The organism is Streptomyces sp. NPDC088725 (assembly GCF_044751305.1).
Classification (GTDB): domain Bacteria; phylum Actinomycetota; class Actinomycetes; order Streptomycetales; family Streptomycetaceae; genus Streptomyces.
The window spans coordinates 332,287-348,569 of the sequence record NZ_JBIVLO010000005.1; the positions used below are offsets into that span (position 1 = coordinate 332,287).

Annotated in this window: 14 protein-coding genes; 4 read left to right on the forward strand and 10 right to left on the reverse strand. The window is 65.0% G+C overall.

The window, feature by feature from the left end; genetic code table 11:
* Nucleotides 1–50 precede the first annotated feature (50 nt).
* The 9 genes from ACIP6N_RS14875 to queC all read right to left on the reverse strand — a co-directional run bounded on the left by ACIP6N_RS14875 (nucleotide 51) and on the right by queC (nucleotide 9,603).
* Complete coding sequence (locus ACIP6N_RS14875; protein ID WP_193463184.1) at nucleotides 51–1,202, reverse strand: FxsB family cyclophane-forming radical SAM/SPASM peptide maturase; 1,152 nt, start codon at nucleotides 1,200–1,202, stop codon at nucleotides 51–53.
* 13 nt (nucleotides 1,203–1,215) lie between these two features.
* Nucleotides 1,216–1,410, reverse strand: coding sequence for a HaaA family cyclophane-containing RiPP peptide (gene haaA / locus ACIP6N_RS14880; RefSeq protein ID WP_308438671.1), 195 nt, complete (start codon nucleotides 1,408–1,410; stop codon nucleotides 1,216–1,218).
* A gap of 107 nt (nucleotides 1,411–1,517) precedes the next feature.
* Nucleotides 1,518–4,292 (reverse strand): cyclophane-containing RiPP biosynthesis TPR protein HaaT, encoded by a 2,775-nt coding sequence (gene haaT / locus ACIP6N_RS14885; protein ID WP_401815717.1) that lies wholly within the window; start codon nucleotides 4,290–4,292, stop codon nucleotides 1,518–1,520.
* Between the two features lie 315 nt (nucleotides 4,293–4,607).
* The gene (locus tag ACIP6N_RS14890; protein ID WP_401815719.1) at nucleotides 4,608–5,831 is read right to left on the reverse strand and encodes a hypothetical protein; all 1,224 of its coding nucleotides are present in this window, start codon (nucleotides 5,829–5,831) and stop codon (nucleotides 4,608–4,610) included.
* Between the two features lie 372 nt (nucleotides 5,832–6,203).
* Nucleotides 6,204–6,635: a hypothetical protein gene (locus ACIP6N_RS14895; RefSeq protein ID WP_193463181.1), complete on the reverse strand. Its 432-nt coding sequence runs from the start codon at nucleotides 6,633–6,635 to the stop codon at nucleotides 6,204–6,206.
* 498 nt (nucleotides 6,636–7,133) lie between these two features.
* A complete protein-coding gene (locus tag ACIP6N_RS14900) occupies nucleotides 7,134–7,910 on the reverse strand; it encodes a GTP cyclohydrolase I FolE2 (RefSeq protein WP_193463180.1) in 777 nt (258 codons plus the stop codon).
* A gap of 3 nt (nucleotides 7,911–7,913) precedes the next feature.
* Nucleotides 7,914–8,270 (reverse strand): 6-carboxytetrahydropterin synthase QueD, encoded by a 357-nt coding sequence (gene queD / locus ACIP6N_RS14905; RefSeq protein ID WP_193463179.1) that lies wholly within the window; start codon nucleotides 8,268–8,270, stop codon nucleotides 7,914–7,916.
* Nucleotides 8,270–8,905, reverse strand: coding sequence for a 7-carboxy-7-deazaguanine synthase (gene queE, locus ACIP6N_RS14910; RefSeq protein ID WP_193463178.1), 636 nt, complete (start codon nucleotides 8,903–8,905; stop codon nucleotides 8,270–8,272). The genes queD and queE overlap by 1 nt, the downstream gene beginning before the upstream one ends.
* 2 nt (nucleotides 8,906–8,907) lie before the next feature.
* Nucleotides 8,908–9,603 (reverse strand): 7-cyano-7-deazaguanine synthase QueC, encoded by a 696-nt coding sequence (gene queC / locus ACIP6N_RS14915; protein ID WP_193463177.1) that lies wholly within the window; start codon nucleotides 9,601–9,603, stop codon nucleotides 8,908–8,910.
* Between the two features lie 456 nt (nucleotides 9,604–10,059).
* Between queC and ACIP6N_RS14920 the strand changes: the two genes are divergently transcribed.
* The 4 genes from ACIP6N_RS14920 to dbpB (ACIP6N_RS14935) are packed head-to-tail and all read left to right on the forward strand — an operon-like array spanning nucleotide 10,060 to nucleotide 14,112.
* Nucleotides 10,060–10,620, forward strand: a complete 561-nt coding sequence (locus ACIP6N_RS14920) for a hypothetical protein (RefSeq protein WP_229845971.1) — start codon at nucleotides 10,060–10,062, stop codon at nucleotides 10,618–10,620.
* On the forward strand, nucleotides 10,620–11,753 hold the full coding sequence (gene dbpB / locus ACIP6N_RS14925; RefSeq protein ID WP_018551862.1) for a DGQHR domain-containing protein DpdB: 1,134 nt from the start codon (nucleotides 10,620–10,622) through the stop codon (nucleotides 11,751–11,753). Before ACIP6N_RS14920 ends, dbpB (ACIP6N_RS14925) begins: the two co-directional genes overlap by 1 nt.
* The gene (gene dpdA / locus ACIP6N_RS14930) at nucleotides 11,750–12,970 is read left to right on the forward strand and encodes a tRNA-guanine transglycosylase DpdA (RefSeq protein ID WP_193463175.1); all 1,221 of its coding nucleotides are present in this window, start codon (nucleotides 11,750–11,752) and stop codon (nucleotides 12,968–12,970) included. Before dbpB (ACIP6N_RS14925) ends, dpdA begins: the two co-directional genes overlap by 4 nt.
* Nucleotides 12,971–13,008: 38 nt before the next feature.
* Nucleotides 13,009–14,112 carry a DGQHR domain-containing protein DpdB gene (gene dbpB, locus ACIP6N_RS14935; protein ID WP_193463174.1) on the forward strand — a complete coding sequence of 368 codons (1,104 nt, stop codon included), beginning with the start codon at nucleotides 13,009–13,011 and terminating at the stop codon, nucleotides 14,110–14,112.
* Between the two features lie 151 nt (nucleotides 14,113–14,263).
* Here the strand turns inward: dbpB (ACIP6N_RS14935) and dpdD are convergent, their stop codons facing one another.
* On the reverse strand, nucleotides 14,264–16,252 hold the full coding sequence (gene dpdD / locus ACIP6N_RS14940; protein WP_401815724.1) for a protein DpdD: 1,989 nt from the start codon (nucleotides 16,250–16,252) through the stop codon (nucleotides 14,264–14,266).
* Nucleotides 16,253–16,283: the final 31 nt, after the last annotated feature.

A 16,283-nucleotide genomic window follows, 5' to 3' on the forward strand; every position in this document is an offset into this window, starting at 1 on the left:
TCACTCGTTCATTCCAACGCGTGATCCTGCCGTGGCGGCACGGCTCATGGCTACAGGGGCGGGGCCGCCGGATCCCAGCCGTGCCGACGTAGGGAGCCCTGGACATGCCGGATGAGGTACTCCAGGTCCGCGCAGTAAACGGACGGATTCTGGTAGCCGCGGGCGGTGCTGAAGCGATGCGGGAGGTAGCCTCCGCCGCACACCTCCACCAGAGGGCAGTCCTGGCATTCCTCAGCGAGCGTGGCCTTCCCGTACTGCCGGTGCAGGAGCTTTGGATGGTGAAGGACCTCGTCGAAGGACTGCCTGAAGACGTCGAGCCCCAGCCAGGAGGCGCCTTCCTCGACGGACCGCAGGGTGTCCACGCCCTCGATCGTGCCGTCGGACTCGATCACGACACTCGTCGGCGGGGCCAGACCCAGGGATTCCACCGAGCCGCGCACGCCGGAGCTGAGCGCCACGATGTCCTCCAGCATCCGTATGCCGTGCCCGTCTTCGGGCCGGGCAAGCCAGGCGTCGTAGACGCGGCTCATCCACACCCCGTACTCGGGCACGCTCGGATCGCCGCGGTGCGGTGGCTCGTCGTGCGTCCCGTGCGGCAGACCGAAGTCGATCACCGGAGGCTCGAACGACGCCAGGTAGTCGTGGACCTCGACCGGGTCGTTGGCCAGGTCCACAACGGCGAGCACTCCTGCGAACAGGTGGGGTCGGGACCGCAGGAGGTCGATGCCGCGTACGGCCGAGGCGGCGCTCGACCGGGAGGCATGGGTCAGCCGATGCCGATCGTTCGCGGACGGTGGCCCGTCGAGGCTGACGCCCACGACAACCTCGTACCGCTCGAAGAGGTCCAGCCACGGCTCGGTGAGAAGCGTCCCGTTGGTCTGGAGCTCGAAACGTACCTCCACACCGGCCGGAACACTTTCCCGTACGACGCCGAGCAGGTCAGCCATGTGTCGGGGGCCAGCGAGTAGGGGCTCTCCACCGTGCAGAACGACATGCGCGCCCGGCAGGCCGTGCGCCACGGCGTGCTCACCGATCCTCCGCCCGGCCGCCCGTGCAATATCCACACTCATCCGGGCGGGTAGACGCTGCCACGCCTGGTCCGCGGAGTTGAAGACGTAGCAGTAGTCGCAGTCGATGTTGCAGCGATTGGCGACCTTGAGAATGAAGGACCGAAAGGGAGCGATGTTCTCGCGCGGCGTCATCGAGCGGGAGAGCTCACAGGGGCCAGGTCCAGATCAGTGAAGCCTGGTGACCACCTTCGCCTGTACTGTTCGCCGCGGTCCGCTCGGCTGCCAGTCGCTGCCGTACACGGGCGGCGACGCGGTCCAGGACAACCGAGTTCTGCGTGGGTTCCGGGGCCACGGGCGTCACCGGGGCGTGCGGCGTGGGAACGGACGTGCGTGACAGCATTCAACGCTCCTCGTAACAGTGCGACGGCGGTTGAGTCGGCAGATCGGCCCGCAACGTAGCAGTCCCACTACCTACGATGGCATACCCAATCCGGCCACAAGCTCGGCTCACCCCGCCTGCGACGCAAGCAGCCGCTCGAGAGTGTCGGCGGCCCCATTCGCGCCTAACCGCCGGTACACGGCGAGTGCTTCGCTCAGCGAGCCCTCGGCCTGCGCGGGTCCGTCTGCCATCCAGTCGCAGCGTCCGATTCCCTCCAGCGCCCGCGCCTGCTCCAACGGACAGCGGATGTCTCGAGCCAACCCCAGCGCCTGCTCGAAGTATCCCCGCGAGGCGGCCCAGTCACCGGAAGTGTGCAGCAGCATCCCCCAGTGGTTCAGGACCTCAGCCTCCCCGCACCGGTCGCCGAGCTCCCGCAGAATCTCCAGGCTCTGCTGGAACGCTTCGACAGCGTGGTCTTGCTCCGCGACGATTCCGTGCGCCACACCCAACTCGCCCAGCGAGGCAGCCTCGCCGCCACGGCTACCGAGATCGCGGTACGAACCCAGGGCATCCTCCAACACACGGATCGCCTCGGTGACGTTCCCTTCCATGCGGTCCAGCACCCCGAGGTGGCGGACGCTGTTCGCGCGCCCGAACCGCTCGCCGAGCTCCGTGTAGTGCTCCAGCGCCTGGGCATGGGCCTCTCGTGCCCCGGGCAGGTCGCCGGTCAGCCGCCGTACGACGCCGAGTTCGTTGAGGGCGTACGCCTGGTGGACCCGGTCGTCGAGCTCCTGATAGATGTCGAACGCCTGACGGTGCCGCCGCGTGGCCAGCTCATACTCACCCATGAGGCAGTGCACGATGCCCAGGTCCCGCAGCGAGTTGGCCTCTCCGTAGCGGTCACCCAGCTCGCGATAGATCGACAGGGCCTCGGTCTGCTCCTCCACCGCCACGTCGAACTGGCTTGTCTGCCGGCGCACCATGCCGAGGTCTGCGAGCGCGTTCGCCTGGCCGAGCCGGTCGCCGATGTCGCGGTAGAGGGCGAGGGCCTCGGTCTGGGCGCGGGCCGCGGCGTCGTTGTCCGCGATCATGTACGAGACGATGCCCGCCTGGTTCAGAGCGTCCGCCTTGCCGCGTCGCTCGCCGACTGCCTCGTACTCCGTCGCCGCCTCGTTCAGGGCCTCGATCGCCTCAGGGTAGGCGGCCATGAAGCGCCGTACGACTCCGACCTCGGCGAGCGCGCCAGCCAGCGCGCGCCGGTCGCCGGTGTGCCGGGCGGCCTCGGCGGCCGTGCGGTGAAGGCTGACGGCCTGGTCCCACGGGCCGGCCTGCCGCAGGAAGGGGGCCATGGCCGCGGCCATGCGGATGACCAGTTCATGCAGCGCGAGACTGTTCGCTCGCCGGATGCAGGCAAGGACGTTCGCCCGCTCGTTCTCCAGCCAGCCCAGGGCCGCCGTACGCGACTCCATGGGCGGCGTCTCCACCTGCGCGGCGACGCGTGGTGGCGCCGGTGTGGCAGCGCCACCGCGAAGGATGTGTCCGTTCGCGACAGAGAGGGCGGCCAAGTAGTAGGTGCACACGCGCTGAACGGCCTGAACTTGTTCCATGGTGCCTCCCTCGTCGGCGAGACCGCGGGCGTAGTCGCGTAAGAGGTCATGAAGCCGATAACGGCTTCCAGGGTGTTCGTCGATCAGATGGGCGTCGTAGAGCGCGTCGAGTTGCTCGCGTGCCGCAGCCACCGAGACTGAGCCGAGCGCGGCACCGGCATAGGCGTCGAGGTCGGTACCAGGGTAGAAGCCGAGACGCTGGAAGAAGCGCTGCCGCTCCGGCGCGAGGTCCCGGTAGGACAGGTCGAACGTCGCGGCGACTGCGCGCTCCCCGGCCCGGAGTTCTCCCAGCCGGTCCCGTGCCGCCACCAGCCGCGCCCGCAGGTCCTCGGCGCTCCACGAAGGATGATGGCGCAGCCGCGCTGCAAGCAACGAAACCCCCAGCGGCAAATACCCGCACAGCCCCACCAGCTCCGCGAGCACGGCATGGTCGAGCGAGTCCGCCGGCCGCCGGCTGAGGCGTACGAAGAGGTCGACCGAGTGCTCCGGCGGCAACGCCGCCACCGGCAGGACCACCTCCTCGTACGCCGCCAGCCGCTTCCGGCTGGTCACCAGCACGAGACAGCCGCTCCCGCCCGGGATCAGAGGCTCAAACTGGCGGTAGCTGGCCGCGTTGTCGAGGATGAGCAGCGCCTTCTTGTCCGCGAGCCGACTCCGCCACATGGCCGCCCGCGCCTCGGCGACCGCGCCCACGTCGTCGCCGACGGGAATCCGCTGCACAGGCACGCCGGTCGCGGCCAGCAACGAAGCCAGTGCCTCGGTGGCTTGCACCGGCGCGCGCCCCGTCGTATGCCCGTTGAGGTTCACGAACAGCTGCCCGTCCGGGAATCGTTCCGACAGCACATGCCCGGCGTGCACGGCGAACGTCGTTTTGCCGACCCCCGGCATTCCGTCGATCACATGCACGGGCAGCGCCGAGCCGCTCTCCTGCGAGACCCTCACGGACCGGACCAGCGCCTCGAGCTCGGCGCTCCGGTCGGTGAATGCCGCGGTGTCGCGCGGTAGCGACCGCAGTACCAAGGCGGCCCCCGGAGGCTCCGCCCCGTTCCCCGGCTGATGCGGCTCAGCGGACCGTAGGGGGGTGCGGGTCTCCGACAGCGCGGCGAGCAGCATGGTCAGCCCGACCGTAGCCCCGCCCAGCACAGCGAACGAGAACCAGGCATGCCGCTGTAACCACCCCAACCAGCCTGGCCACTCCGACTCGGACACCGCGTTCGTGACGAGTCCCACGAGCATCGTTGTCACGGCACCCCCGGCTGCCACGACACCGATCGTGATCCCCCGCCGGAGTCTCATGCGCGGGCCGCCCGTCCACCGAGCGGAAAGATCGAATCCGTCTTGCTACCACGGGCACGAAACATCGAACCTAGAACAGCCCTGACCACGAAGCCCCCCGAGTTCGACACCCCAACTCACCAAGCGCATCAGCTATGGAGGGACTTGGTCAAGGCCGCCTCCACGCCAATGAACGGGCTCTTCGCAGTTGAGGGTGTAGCCGTGGGGCGTGCGGCGATCGCCGAGCTGGGTCGAGCCCGTCGAGGCATACCCAGCGGGAGAGACTTATTTGTCCAGTTCAACCGAGAGCCCACACGGTTGACGGCCGGCGCTCGCTCACTCCTCTTCGCCGCGTTCTTCGCAGGCAAGGGCGGCGCGGCTCGCCCAGACCCCCGCAGCCCCCACGACCGCCACACCCGCTCCTATGGCCGCCTTGAGTCCCGCCTCTGCGGCGGCGTTCTTCAATTGCGTCGAGTCTCGGGCCGCGTCCCACCATCGTGTCGCCTCCAATGAATGTCGACCAGACTCGATTCCGAGCGGCCTGTGGAAGTTATCGACGGCGATGCCGACATGGTTGATCGAGCCCACCACAGCCCGGTGCGCGGGCAAGTGCAGCAGCACATTCGAGTTGGCCGTGTCGGCAGCCGCATCCATGCGTGCCATCAGGTGCTCAATCTTCTGTGAAATGAGTTCCCGCCGCTTCTGCCGGTCATCCTTCAGCACGAGCCGACGTCCGTCCAGTTCGTCCGGAGACTCGTCCAGCACCCGCTCCAGTCGCAGCACGTCGAGCGCGTCTTGCAGTTCGAAGCAACGAGCCACAACGGCGAGCAACTCCTGAACCTCGGACTCTGCTTCCTTGGCCATCTTGGCGAGATCACCGATCTTGGTCGTGCTCTCCACCCTCTCCGCGAGTGCGTCGAGTCGACCCAGCGCCCACCCCAGGGCGTCCGTGATCGTATGGGTCCTGGCCTGCACGGTCGACCACGTATCGTCGTCGACCCGACCCGTTCGTTCCAGAACGCTCACGGCGGACTCGATGTCGAGGCCCGCTCCGAACACCTTCGCCAACTCAGCATCCTTCTGAGCGCGGAGCACGTCGTCGACCTTCTTGTCGATCGTCGCGAGATAGCTCTTGATCTCGCTCATCTCATGCTGCCTCGCGAACTGCGCCATAATCCCCGCGGCACCAGCAAGAATCGCCGGGTTGGTCAGGAGCGAGCCGGGCCCCTTCGCGATCTGGAGCCATGACTTGATTGAGCCCGGTTTCCCCACCATCGCATAGCTGACGCCTGGCGTCTTGCTTTCCATCAGCCCGAACTTCTTGACAAGCTGCGCGGACTCCTCGGTCAGCTTCACCCAGCGACCTGAGTTCGCGGCAATTTCAGAACCTGCCTGTGCGACTCCAGCCCCGGCACGGAGGAGAGGTCCGAGCCTTTGCAATCCGAGGTCCTTCGACAGTGACAACAGTCCCTCTGAGGCGAGGAAGCGCTCGACATCCGTCGGGTTCCCGACGACCGCAAGTCCATCGCCGTCACTGATCAGCTGAATCTCGTTATCCATCGCCCGCTCCTGTAGTGACTCCTTGCAGTTGAGGGTAGTTGGGGTGAGCAGCGCAAGAGCCTCCAACATCGGAAGACGTCGACCCCTAGCCAGCCACCGACGCGCGCACCGCACGCCCTGCGGCTACACCCTCAACTGCGAAGAGTCAATAAACGCCCTGCTTCAGGCCGCCTGCCTCAGAGGAGGAAGACACCCAATGCACTGAATGCTCCGGAGCTAGGATGCCCGTGGTCATCGAACTCGATGCAGGGTGCGCCGCCGCTATCTGCCCAGGGCCCGATCTCGCCGGTCACACAGATGGGATCCTCGTGATGGCCCGTAGGTAAGCAGATCGCTGACCAGGGCGTGTCGGCCGGCGCTGCGGCGCCACTCTCACCGGAGAGTGATGGGGCCATCGGGAATCCATCCTTCGACGTAACCGGTGACCAGTAAGACGATCCCCTCTGGGGAGATTTCCCTTCTTCGCCGTTGCAGTTCCTCGATGCTCCATCGGGCGTGTGTGACCGACTGCTTCTCAATTGCCGACCCTTCGCCGTCGCTGATGCGGACGATGAAGACCCGCGTAGCCGTGGCTCGGTCGAACTCCCAATCGTCACCGATGCGTGACTGCCGGATGCCATACACCGATCCATAGCGTGGAGCCGCCACTTCGAATCGCTCCTGCAGGAACCGGGTGGCTGACTCCAGGAAACTGGCGCTGGATGTCATGCGCACCTGGGGGACGGTCCAGCCGCCGCAGCATCCGCCGCACAGAAGGAGCCGACGCTGGTCATCCAGCAGGAGGAGGTAGGTGCGACGGTCCAAGCGGGGCCATGGGACCCAAGGGGCAGTGGAGGACGGCATGCCCCAATCTTGAGGCGCCGCTACTTGAGTAGCAATATCTGGGCGTCGGATGGGTGAACTGTCATGCAGGGAGGGCCGGGCTGAGGTGCGTCACCCTGAGCGACCTGATGGAAGGGCGGCCAAGGTCGACCACCAATGTGGTCAACATGTGATCGCCGGGCAGGCCCCCGATTGAACCTTCATCTGAGCCGGAGCGATTCATGTAGCGCAAGCGCCTGGCGTCTGTCGGCGGCCCCGCCGCGTGCCGTGTGCGGGCACGCACACGGCACGCGGCGGGACGTGAGAGGTTGGCGCGGGCCGGGCATGCTCGGGCGCGCGAGGGGTGCTGCTCGGGCTGGATTCGTGCACGGGGGTTGGCTTCTCGCCTTGGCGGTGACCGGACCGTTGGTTGGTGCGACCCGGGCGGGCAGTCGCCACATTGATCGTTTCGTGGTGGCGGTCGGGGCCGCCTGTGGCGGGTCAGTGGTGGTTGTAGGTGAGGGTGGCGATGGCGTCGTGGCTGTGGATGCTTTCCAGGTTCTTCGCCGTGACGGTGTGGGTGAGTCCTTTGTCCCGGCAGGTGAGGCTTATATCCCGGATGATGTCTTCGACAAAGACGGGGTGGTCGTAGGCCTGCATGGTGACGACGCGTTCATCAGGCCGCTTGATAAGCGGGATGACGGGAGCGGAGCCAGTGGCGCGCAGCAGCTGGATGATCTCGTGGACGAGCAGGGGATAAGGGGTGTCGTCGGTGCCGGTGATCTCCAGGGTGATCTCGCTGCGCTGGTTGTGGGCGCCGTAGTCGGAGATGGCTTTGGAGCAGGGGCACAGGCTGGTGACGTGCGTGGTCACCGAGGTGGTGACAGTGCATCCGGAAGCTGTGATGCGGCCGGTGACGGTGACGTCGTGGGTCTGCCAGGATTCCCGCTGGCTAGCGGGGGCGGTGACAGCAGTGGCGATGGGCAGGGACAGAGTGAGGGTGAGGGCTGGTGCGTCGAGCAGGGCGAGGCCACGCTTGAGGGCGATGGGAAACTCCTGCGGGGTCAGCGTGGCGACTTCCTCGTGCACGAGCGCGATCAGGCGGCTCATGTGGGTGCCGCGCCGGTCGGCTTGCAGGCCGACGGTGGCGCTGATGTCAGCAATGCCCTGCTGTCGTGTGTAGCCATCGTCGAAGGTGAGGGGGTATCGCAGGCCGCTGATGCCCACCTCGTCGATGGCAATGCCGCGGCGGTCGGGTTCGTTTTGGATGTCGTGCATGCCTTACGCGCCTCGGTAGGTGCAACCGGAGGTGCAGGTTTCGCGCACGGTGATCTCGGACAGTGCGGGAAGTTCGCCGATCAGGCGTTCCCAGATCCAGCGGGCCAGGTTCTCGCTGGTCGGGTTGTCCAGGCCTTCGATGTCGTTCAAGTAGTAGTGGTCGAGTTGAGCATCGATGGGCTTGAAGGCCCGCTTGATGTCGCCGAAGTCCATTACCCAGCCCAGTTCTGCATCGACGGGGGCTTCGACGTGCACGATCACCTTGTAGGAGTGGCCGTGGAGGCGGGCACACTTGTGGCCCTCAGGCACGCGCGGCAGGCGGTGCGCTGCTTCGAAGGTGAACTCGCGAAAGATTTCCATTACTGAATTCCCAGATACTTGTGCGTCTGGAGGGAGAGAGTCCAGCGCGGGTTCTTCATGCAGTATTCGACGGTGGCACGGGTGTGGGCTTCGCGGTGAGCGTCATCCAGCGGTTGCAGCCTGAAGTGCCGGAAGTCCAGTTCTTCGAACTGGGCAGGGTCACCGCCAGCCTGCGGGTAGACCAGTTTCAGTTCGTCACCCTGGGTGAGGACCAGAGTGGAACCGATCTTGGGGCTGACGCACAGCCAGTCGATTCCTCGGGGGGCCGGGCGGGTGCCGTTGGTTTCCACTGCGACTTCGAAGCCGCGCTCGTGCAGAGCCTCGATGGCTTCCTCGTCCAGTTGCAGCAGGGGCTCTCCGCCGGTGCACACCACGAACCGGTGGGCTCGATCGGTCGTGGGCCAGGCGGCCTCGACGGCATCGGCCAGGTCCTGCGGGGTGTGAAAGCGGCCGCCGCCTTCACCGTCGGTGCCGACAAAGTCGGTGTCGCAGAACTGGCAGATGGCGCGGGCCCTGTCCTGTTCCCGGCCCGTCCACAGGTTGCAGCGGGAGAAGCGGCAGAAGACCGCCGGACGCCCTGCGTGGCTGCCTTCTCCCTGCAGGGTGTAGAAGATTTCCTTGATCAGATAGGTCATGTTCAGGCGCTCTGATACCGGACGGGGTCCTTCACGCCGGCTTCAGCGAAGCCCTTCAGGCGCAGCAGGCAGGTGTCGCACTTACCGCAGGCCCGCCCCTGCTCGTCGGGGTCGTAGCAGGAGGAAGTAAGGGAGTAGTCCACGCCCAGTCGCAGGCCCTCGCGCACGATGTCGGCCTTGGACAGCGCGATCAGGGGGGAATGCAGGGTGATCTGGGAGGTTCCTTCCACCCCGGCTCGGGTGGCCAGGTTGGCCATGGTGGCGAAGGCCTCCATGTACTCGGGGCGGCAGTCGGGGTAGCCGCTGTAGTCCACGGCTGTGACCCCGGTGAAGATGTCGCTGGCACCGACCGTCTCGGCGAATGCCAGCGCGAATGAGAGGAAGATCGTGTTGCGGGCCGGCACATACGTGATCGGCACCCCACCCTCCTCGACGTCCTCCAGCGTCTCGTGCTTGGGCACCTCGATGTCGGAGGTCAGGGCAGAGCCGCCGAAGACCCGCAGATCGATGTCGGCAATGACGTGCCGGGCCACGCCCTGGGTCTGCGCCACGCGCTGAGCCGCCTCCAACTCGATGCTGTGCCGCTGGCCGTAGCGGAAGCTGAGCGCGTAGGGAGTGAATCCCTGGTCTTTGGCGATGGCCAGCACCGTGGTCGAGTCCAGGCCGCCGCTCAGCAACACGATCGCGGGACGGTCCATGCTGTCACTCCCCTATCTGCAGTCCAGTTTCCTCAGTTGAGGCAGGTGCAGCCTACCCCCCTAACTACCGGCTACAGTAACCACAACAAAAATCGAGTTACGGAAGCCAGGGGTCGAGTCGCAGTGAACGAGTTGCCCATCGTGGTCACGTGCACGGACCGGAAGGCCTCACCGCCCCCCGCGGACCTGCAAGCCCGCACCCTGCCCACCGGCGACCTGCCGCAGCGAGCCGCGGAATGGGCACGTCGCCTGCAGGCAGTCCAGGGCCGGCGGGCGAAACTGCAAGACCTCTACCAGGGGGATCAGTGGCGGCGTGCGCTCGCTCTCACCGACGCCGCAGCTCGAGCAGGGTTTGTCCCTCGCCTCTATGTAGCCTCGGCCGGCCTGGGCCTACGGCAAGTCTCCAGCCTGGCGCCGTCGTATGCAGCGACTTTCGTACCACGCCACGCAGATTCCGTGGCTTTCTCCAGTCCTGAGGCATCCCGGTGGTGGGATCACCTGCAACACCTGGACGGCACCAGCGATCTGTCTAAGATCGCCGCGGCCGCCGGACGGGCACTGGTGGTGCTGTCAGAGACCTACGCCCAGGCCATGCAGCGGGACTTGCGCGGGCTCGCGGCCGCCGACGCCGAGGTGGTGCTGATCGGGGGCGCCTGCGATCTGGACGGGGTGCTGCGTGTGCCGGCCAATGCCGCCCTGCGGCAGGCCCTCGGCGGAACCCTCACCAGCTTGAACACCCGCATGGCAGCCTCCTGGCTCGAGCACTGCACGCCGGGCCGCCTCATCAGCCCTGAGGCACAGGCGCGTTGGGATGCCTGGGCCTCTCAGGCGGCCCGGCCCGAACGTTACGCCCGCACACCTATGTCGGACGAGTTGGTGATCGCCTTCATCAAAGAGATGAAGGCCCTCCACCCCGACTCCTCCCGCACTCGTCTACTGCGTCTCTTCAGAGATAAGGGGATGGCCTGTGAACAGAAGCGCTTCGCAGACCTGTACACATCAACGATTGGCCGCTGATGACTTTCACTGTGCTTAAGCGTCGGGCCCTGCGGATCGAGCAGCACCCCACGATCCCGCTGTATGTGTTCACGTTGGCGGCAGAAGAGGTGCACCAGGTCGCCGACGTCGCGCGGATCTCCCGGGACGAGGCCGGCAGGCTCATCGGCTACCAGCGCCCCGAGAAAAAGCAGCACGTCAAGCAGATCCTGGAGTATCTCGACAGTGACGAGGTCCTCTTTCCCAACGGACTGATCCTCGCTTTGCCCTCCAGTGTGCGGTTCAAGTCCAGCCCCGGCCCCAGCAGCAGCGACGGCCTGTGTACCTCCGGGACGCTGGAGATCCCTCTGCCCGATTCCCCCGATGCCCCCCGGCCGGCCTGGATCGTCGACGGCCAGCAGCGCAGTCTCGCTCTGGCACGTACCCGCAACACCCGCCTGGCCGTGACCATCGCCGGGTTTGTCGCCGAAGACCTGGAAACCCAGCGAGACCAGTTCCTGCGCGTGAACACGGTCTCTCCGCTGCCGACCAACCTCGTCACCGAACTGCTTCCCGAAGTCGGCACGGTGCTGCCGACCAAACTGTCCGCCAGGAAACTCCCCTCGGTCCTGGTCGAAGCCCTCAATCAGGACAAGGATTCGCCCTTCCACGGGTTGGTGCGCCGCCCTTCCACTACTGCCGAGCAGAAAGCGGAGGCTGTCGTCACCGACAACAGCCTTACCACGGCCATACAGGAATCCCTCAACTCTCCTTCGGGTGTTTTCTTCCCCTATAAAAATCTGTCCAACGGCACCGTCGACACCGCCACCATCCGGCAGATCCTTGTCATCTATTGGAATGCCGTCCGCGACACCTTCCCGGAAGCGTGGGGCCTGCCGGCGACCCGGAGTCGGCTGATGCACGGAGTGGGCATCCGCTCCATGGGGCGTCTCATGGATCGCGTAATGATGGCCATCCCTCCTGCATCCCCCCATGCGCTCGAGCAGGCACGGGCCGAACTCGCACTAGTCGCACCGCACTGCCGTTGGACCGACGGGCGCTGGCCGGACCTGAACATCCCTTGGAACGAACTCCAGAACAACCCGCGCCACATCAGTACCCTGTCGAACTACCTCCTCCGTATCTATGTGCAGGAAAAGGCAAAGGCCGCGTGAAATTCTATTTTCCTGACAGTCAGGACCTGGTGAGCCCCACCTATGACTTCGTCAACGACGAGTACTCGCCCTACCGAGTGCGCCAACGGGACGACGTCTACGCTCACCAGGTTGTGACGCCGATCCCCTACGACGGGATCCTCGTCAGCAAGGCGGTCGTCGACGGATCCGTGAAAGGCTCGGGGAAATACTCCTCCCCGCAGCGCGAGCGTTTCTACCGCCTGGGCGTGAGCAATTTCTTCCGTCTCCCCGAAGCCTGTGCCACCATCGGTGACTGTGGTGCCTTCAACTATATAGACGAAGAGCGCCCGCCTTACGAGGTGGATGAAGTCATGGACTTCTACGGCCGTTGTGGATTCGATGCGGGAATTAGTATCGACCACATTATCTTCGGATACATTTCCGAAGAGTCTGATAAGCGGCCCGAAGACGCCTGGATCACCCGGCAGCAAATCTCCCTGGAACTTGCCGAAGAATTCATTACCGCAACACAAAAATCAGGCGCGCGCTTCGAACCGGTCGGTGCAGCACAGGGTTGGGGCCCGCAAAGCTACGCGCACAGTGTGAAGCAGTTGCAGAAGATGGGTTACCGGCGGATCGCACTGGGTGGCATGGTCCCCCTCAAATCGCACGAAATCCTCTCCTGTCTGCGCGCCATCGACGACATCCGCTCCCCGGAAACAGAACTGCATCTCCTCGGCATCAACCGGGTGGACAGCATGGAACAGTTCGCCCGCCACGGCGTGACCAGTTTCGACAGTACCTCCGCCTTCCGTCAGGCGTTCATGGATGACCGCAACAACTACCACTCGGCCACTGACTCCTACACGGCCATCAGAGTTCCTCAGGTCGACGGAAACCCCGCACTCAAGCGGCTCATCCTGTCCGGGAATGTGTCGCAGGCAGAAGCAATCACCGCCGAGCGAGCCAGCCTGCGCGCCCTGCGCGAATTCGATCGCGAGGAAACCTCCATGGAGGAGGTCCTGGCTGCCCTCGGAACCTATGAATCCCTTGTACTCGGACCGAAAAAGAAGAGCTACCTCGAAGCGTACGAGCGCACCTTGAGCGATGCGCCCTGGCGCGGCTGCCCCTGCGCCCTGTGCGAGAAGCACGGAATTGAGATCGTGATATTCCGGGGGAGTGAGCGAAACAAGCGTCGCGGATTCCATAATTTGACCGTGCTCGAAGCGAAAATGCGATCACTCACCTTCGGGTAAGATCCGCCCTCTACTTTTTATCCATGTCAGGAGATGCGATGGCCGACCGCTACGAACTCAGGCTCCCCGCACTTGAAGTGCGTCAGGGAGACCGAAAGATCTACTGCTTCGCTGTCGACGGAAAGAAGATCCACAGCTTCGCCGCCGTCTCCCGCGTCCGGCGGGATGACAGCAGCAGCCTGCAGGGCTACCAGCGGCCCGAAGTCCTCAGCCACATCCGGGGCATCCGCCGCTACCTCGAGTCCGACAACGCCATGCTGCCCAACGCCCTGGTCCTGGCGTTCGACGAGTCCGTCAGGTTCGAGACCGGAGCACGCCGAGCTGCTGGCGTCGACTACTCCGTCCCGGGAGAATTGGTCATCCCCGTCGACGAATCCCTTCCCGATGAGGGAAAGCCCGCCCTGATCGTGGACGGACAACAGCGCAGCGCCGCCATCCGCGACGCGGACCTGGCCGAATTCCCCGTAGCCGCCGTCGGATTCATCGCGGACGATCAACAAGACCAGCGCTCCCAGTTCATCCTGGTCAACTCCACCAAGCCGCTACCCAAGGGCCTCATCCACGAACTGCTGCCCGAAACCAGTGGACACCTCCCTCCCTCTTACGCCCGCAAGCGCCTGCCAGCGCAGTTGATGACCCGCCTCAACACCGACGGCAAGGGCCCCTTCTACGGCCGCGTCGCCAGCCCCACCTCCCCCCACGGCAACATCAAAGACACCAGCCTGCTGCGCATGCTGGAGCACAGCCTCTTCGAAGGGGCCCTCTACCAGTACCGCAACCCCGAAGACGGCTCCGGCGACGTCGAACGCATGCTGCTGCACCTGCGCTCCTTCTGGACCATCGTGCAGGAAACCTTCAGCGACGCCTGGAAGCTCCCGCCCCGCCAGTCCCGCCTCAGCCACGGAGCAGGCATCCAAGCCATGGGCTTCGTCATGGATAGCCTCACCGACGGCATGGCCGCCGAAGACGTTGACTGCGACCGAGTCCGCAACGCCATCCTGAGCCTGATGCCGGTCACCGCCTGGACCTCCGGCATGTGGCGCTTCCCCGACGGCGAACAGCGCCGCTGGAACGGCCTGCAAAACACCCCCAACGACATCCGCCTGCTCACCGACCTGCTGGTGCGCAGTGTGCGGGGCTGACCGGCTGGCCGTGTTCACCGTGCCGTCTCGGGCACGGTGAACAGCAGGTCCACTTCCCGCGTTTGTGGCCGCCTTCGGCCGCTGTCAGCTGGGCGGAGCGATGCTGCAGCGCAGGCTTGTGCCGGGACCATCGGTCGCGGCACAAGGTGTATCACCGCAGTTGGGGAGGTAGTTCCTGCTGCTTGGCAGCATGCTCATACAAGGTGGTGATGGCCGCGTGAGTCACGGAGACCGAGCCGGCTCCTCGGGGGTAGACGATCTCCTTGGCGTACTGACCGATGCAGTTGGTGGCCGCGTGAGCAGCGCACTGCGTGATTACCACGCTGAAATCCGAGTTTCGGGCTGTCTCCTTCAGATGCTTCGACGCGACCTTTTCTGTTGAGAGCACCACCTTCACAAGGGGGAACTTCCGGGTGATTCGGTCTTGGACACGCTGCAGCACGCCCTCGTCCAGACCGTAGACCAAGATCTGCGCGGCTCCGACAACCGGCTTGGTTTCATCGTTCTCCGAGGGAGCCTGCTCAGGCCATTCCATCCCGAGCCCGAGCTCATTGCTAAGAGACCGAGCCGTTGACAGGTATGCCTCTTCGAGGCGTCGCATATGGACATGCAACGGACCGAATAGGAGCTGGGCTGTCTGTACGCGGGCTGCGGGTGCTGGTGCGGCCCATGCCACCAGGCGGTCGACGAAGTCGAGGGCCTGCCCGGCGGTTTCGGGCGCGACCCATTCGTCGAATCGCACACTCAACTGTTCCAGGAACTCTTCGTACTCCGCAGCCTTTGGGGCGGAGCGAAGGAACAGTTCCAGGAGAAGGTCCAGAACTGCGAGGTTCGCTGGGTCGCAGCGCTGGTTGACAATGCTCCGCATGATCGTGGTCAGTGTCTGTCGGAGGGTGAGGTCTGAGCGGGTGAGTTCCTGCAGGAACGGCCCGAGCGCGTACTGCCATACGACCTCGTACTCGGTGTCTGTAAGGCCGGCAAATACGTCTGCAATTTCCCCGTCGGACACCGCATCCAGTTGTACCGGGGTATCGCCTCGGCGGACGTCCATCCTGCGGCAAAGCTCGAAGGCGGTCTTGTCTCCCTGGGCGACAGCCTTGACTATTTCTGCCCATGAGTTGAGTGATGTCTTGGTAGACACGCCATCGGGCTCGGGCTCCGCTGTAGTTGCAATGTCTGGCTCAGCAGGTTCCGCTTCCACCGCGCCCGCTGGAACGGCCTGGCGGCGATAGGACACCAGTGCGTCGGGTATGAGGTCCCCACGGCCTTCGGTATCGAGCAGAGCGATGCTGCGGGAAAGTTCCTCCCCGTCACCTCGCCCGTACATACCGACGAGCAGGACAGTGACAGCCTGCTCACTGAACGACAGTAGGTCTCCGTCTGCCAGCAACGAGAAATGGCTGTTGGGCGCCTTCAACGCGTCCACGGCACCAGCCAGTTCCCCTGCAGCAAGCGCAGGTTCGATGTGCGCTGTGAAGAGAGCTGACAGCACCATGTCCTTCACCGGAACAGGCGGGTCCTGCAGCAGCACTTCTCGAAGCCCTGGCAGGGAAAGGACGCCGTTCGCCCTTCCCTGCGCCGTCAGAAGCCTGATCTCCAAATGTTTGACGTTGGTCGGCGAGAGGCCGCCTTGGCGATCGATCTGCTGAAGGAGCGTCTTGGCGGTCTGTGGTGCACCGCTTACGAGGGCCGCTTCGAAGTCTGCGAGAAGACGCCCCAAGGGCTTGGGTGCAGACCAGGCCCGCTCGGGGCTCCGCTCCACCACCGTCACCATCCGTTCGAGCGCAGACCTCAGGCGCTTCCTCTCCTCTATGTCGGCGGTCGTCTGGACGACGAACGTGCTTCCCGCTCCATAGCGTTCGTGGATCGAGGCCTCATGGGGCCTGTCGAGCGCAACAGGCACGTCGTAGCCGTACTTCGCAAGAGAGGGCCCGACAAAGGCCACCAGAAGATCACGAACAGAAGTGAGTTGCTCACGCCGGCGAGGAATCACGTAGTACGCCATGCGCTGGGTCTGCTCATTCAGCCAGGGCAGCACCATGGGCGCTCTACGGTGACTGACGGCTGCATTCCTCAGCAGCGTGATGCCTTTAGGGTACTTACCAGCGGCGTTGCGGTCTGGATGGAGGAAGTGGTCCACGAACTCCTGCGTACCGGCTCTCTGTTCCGCA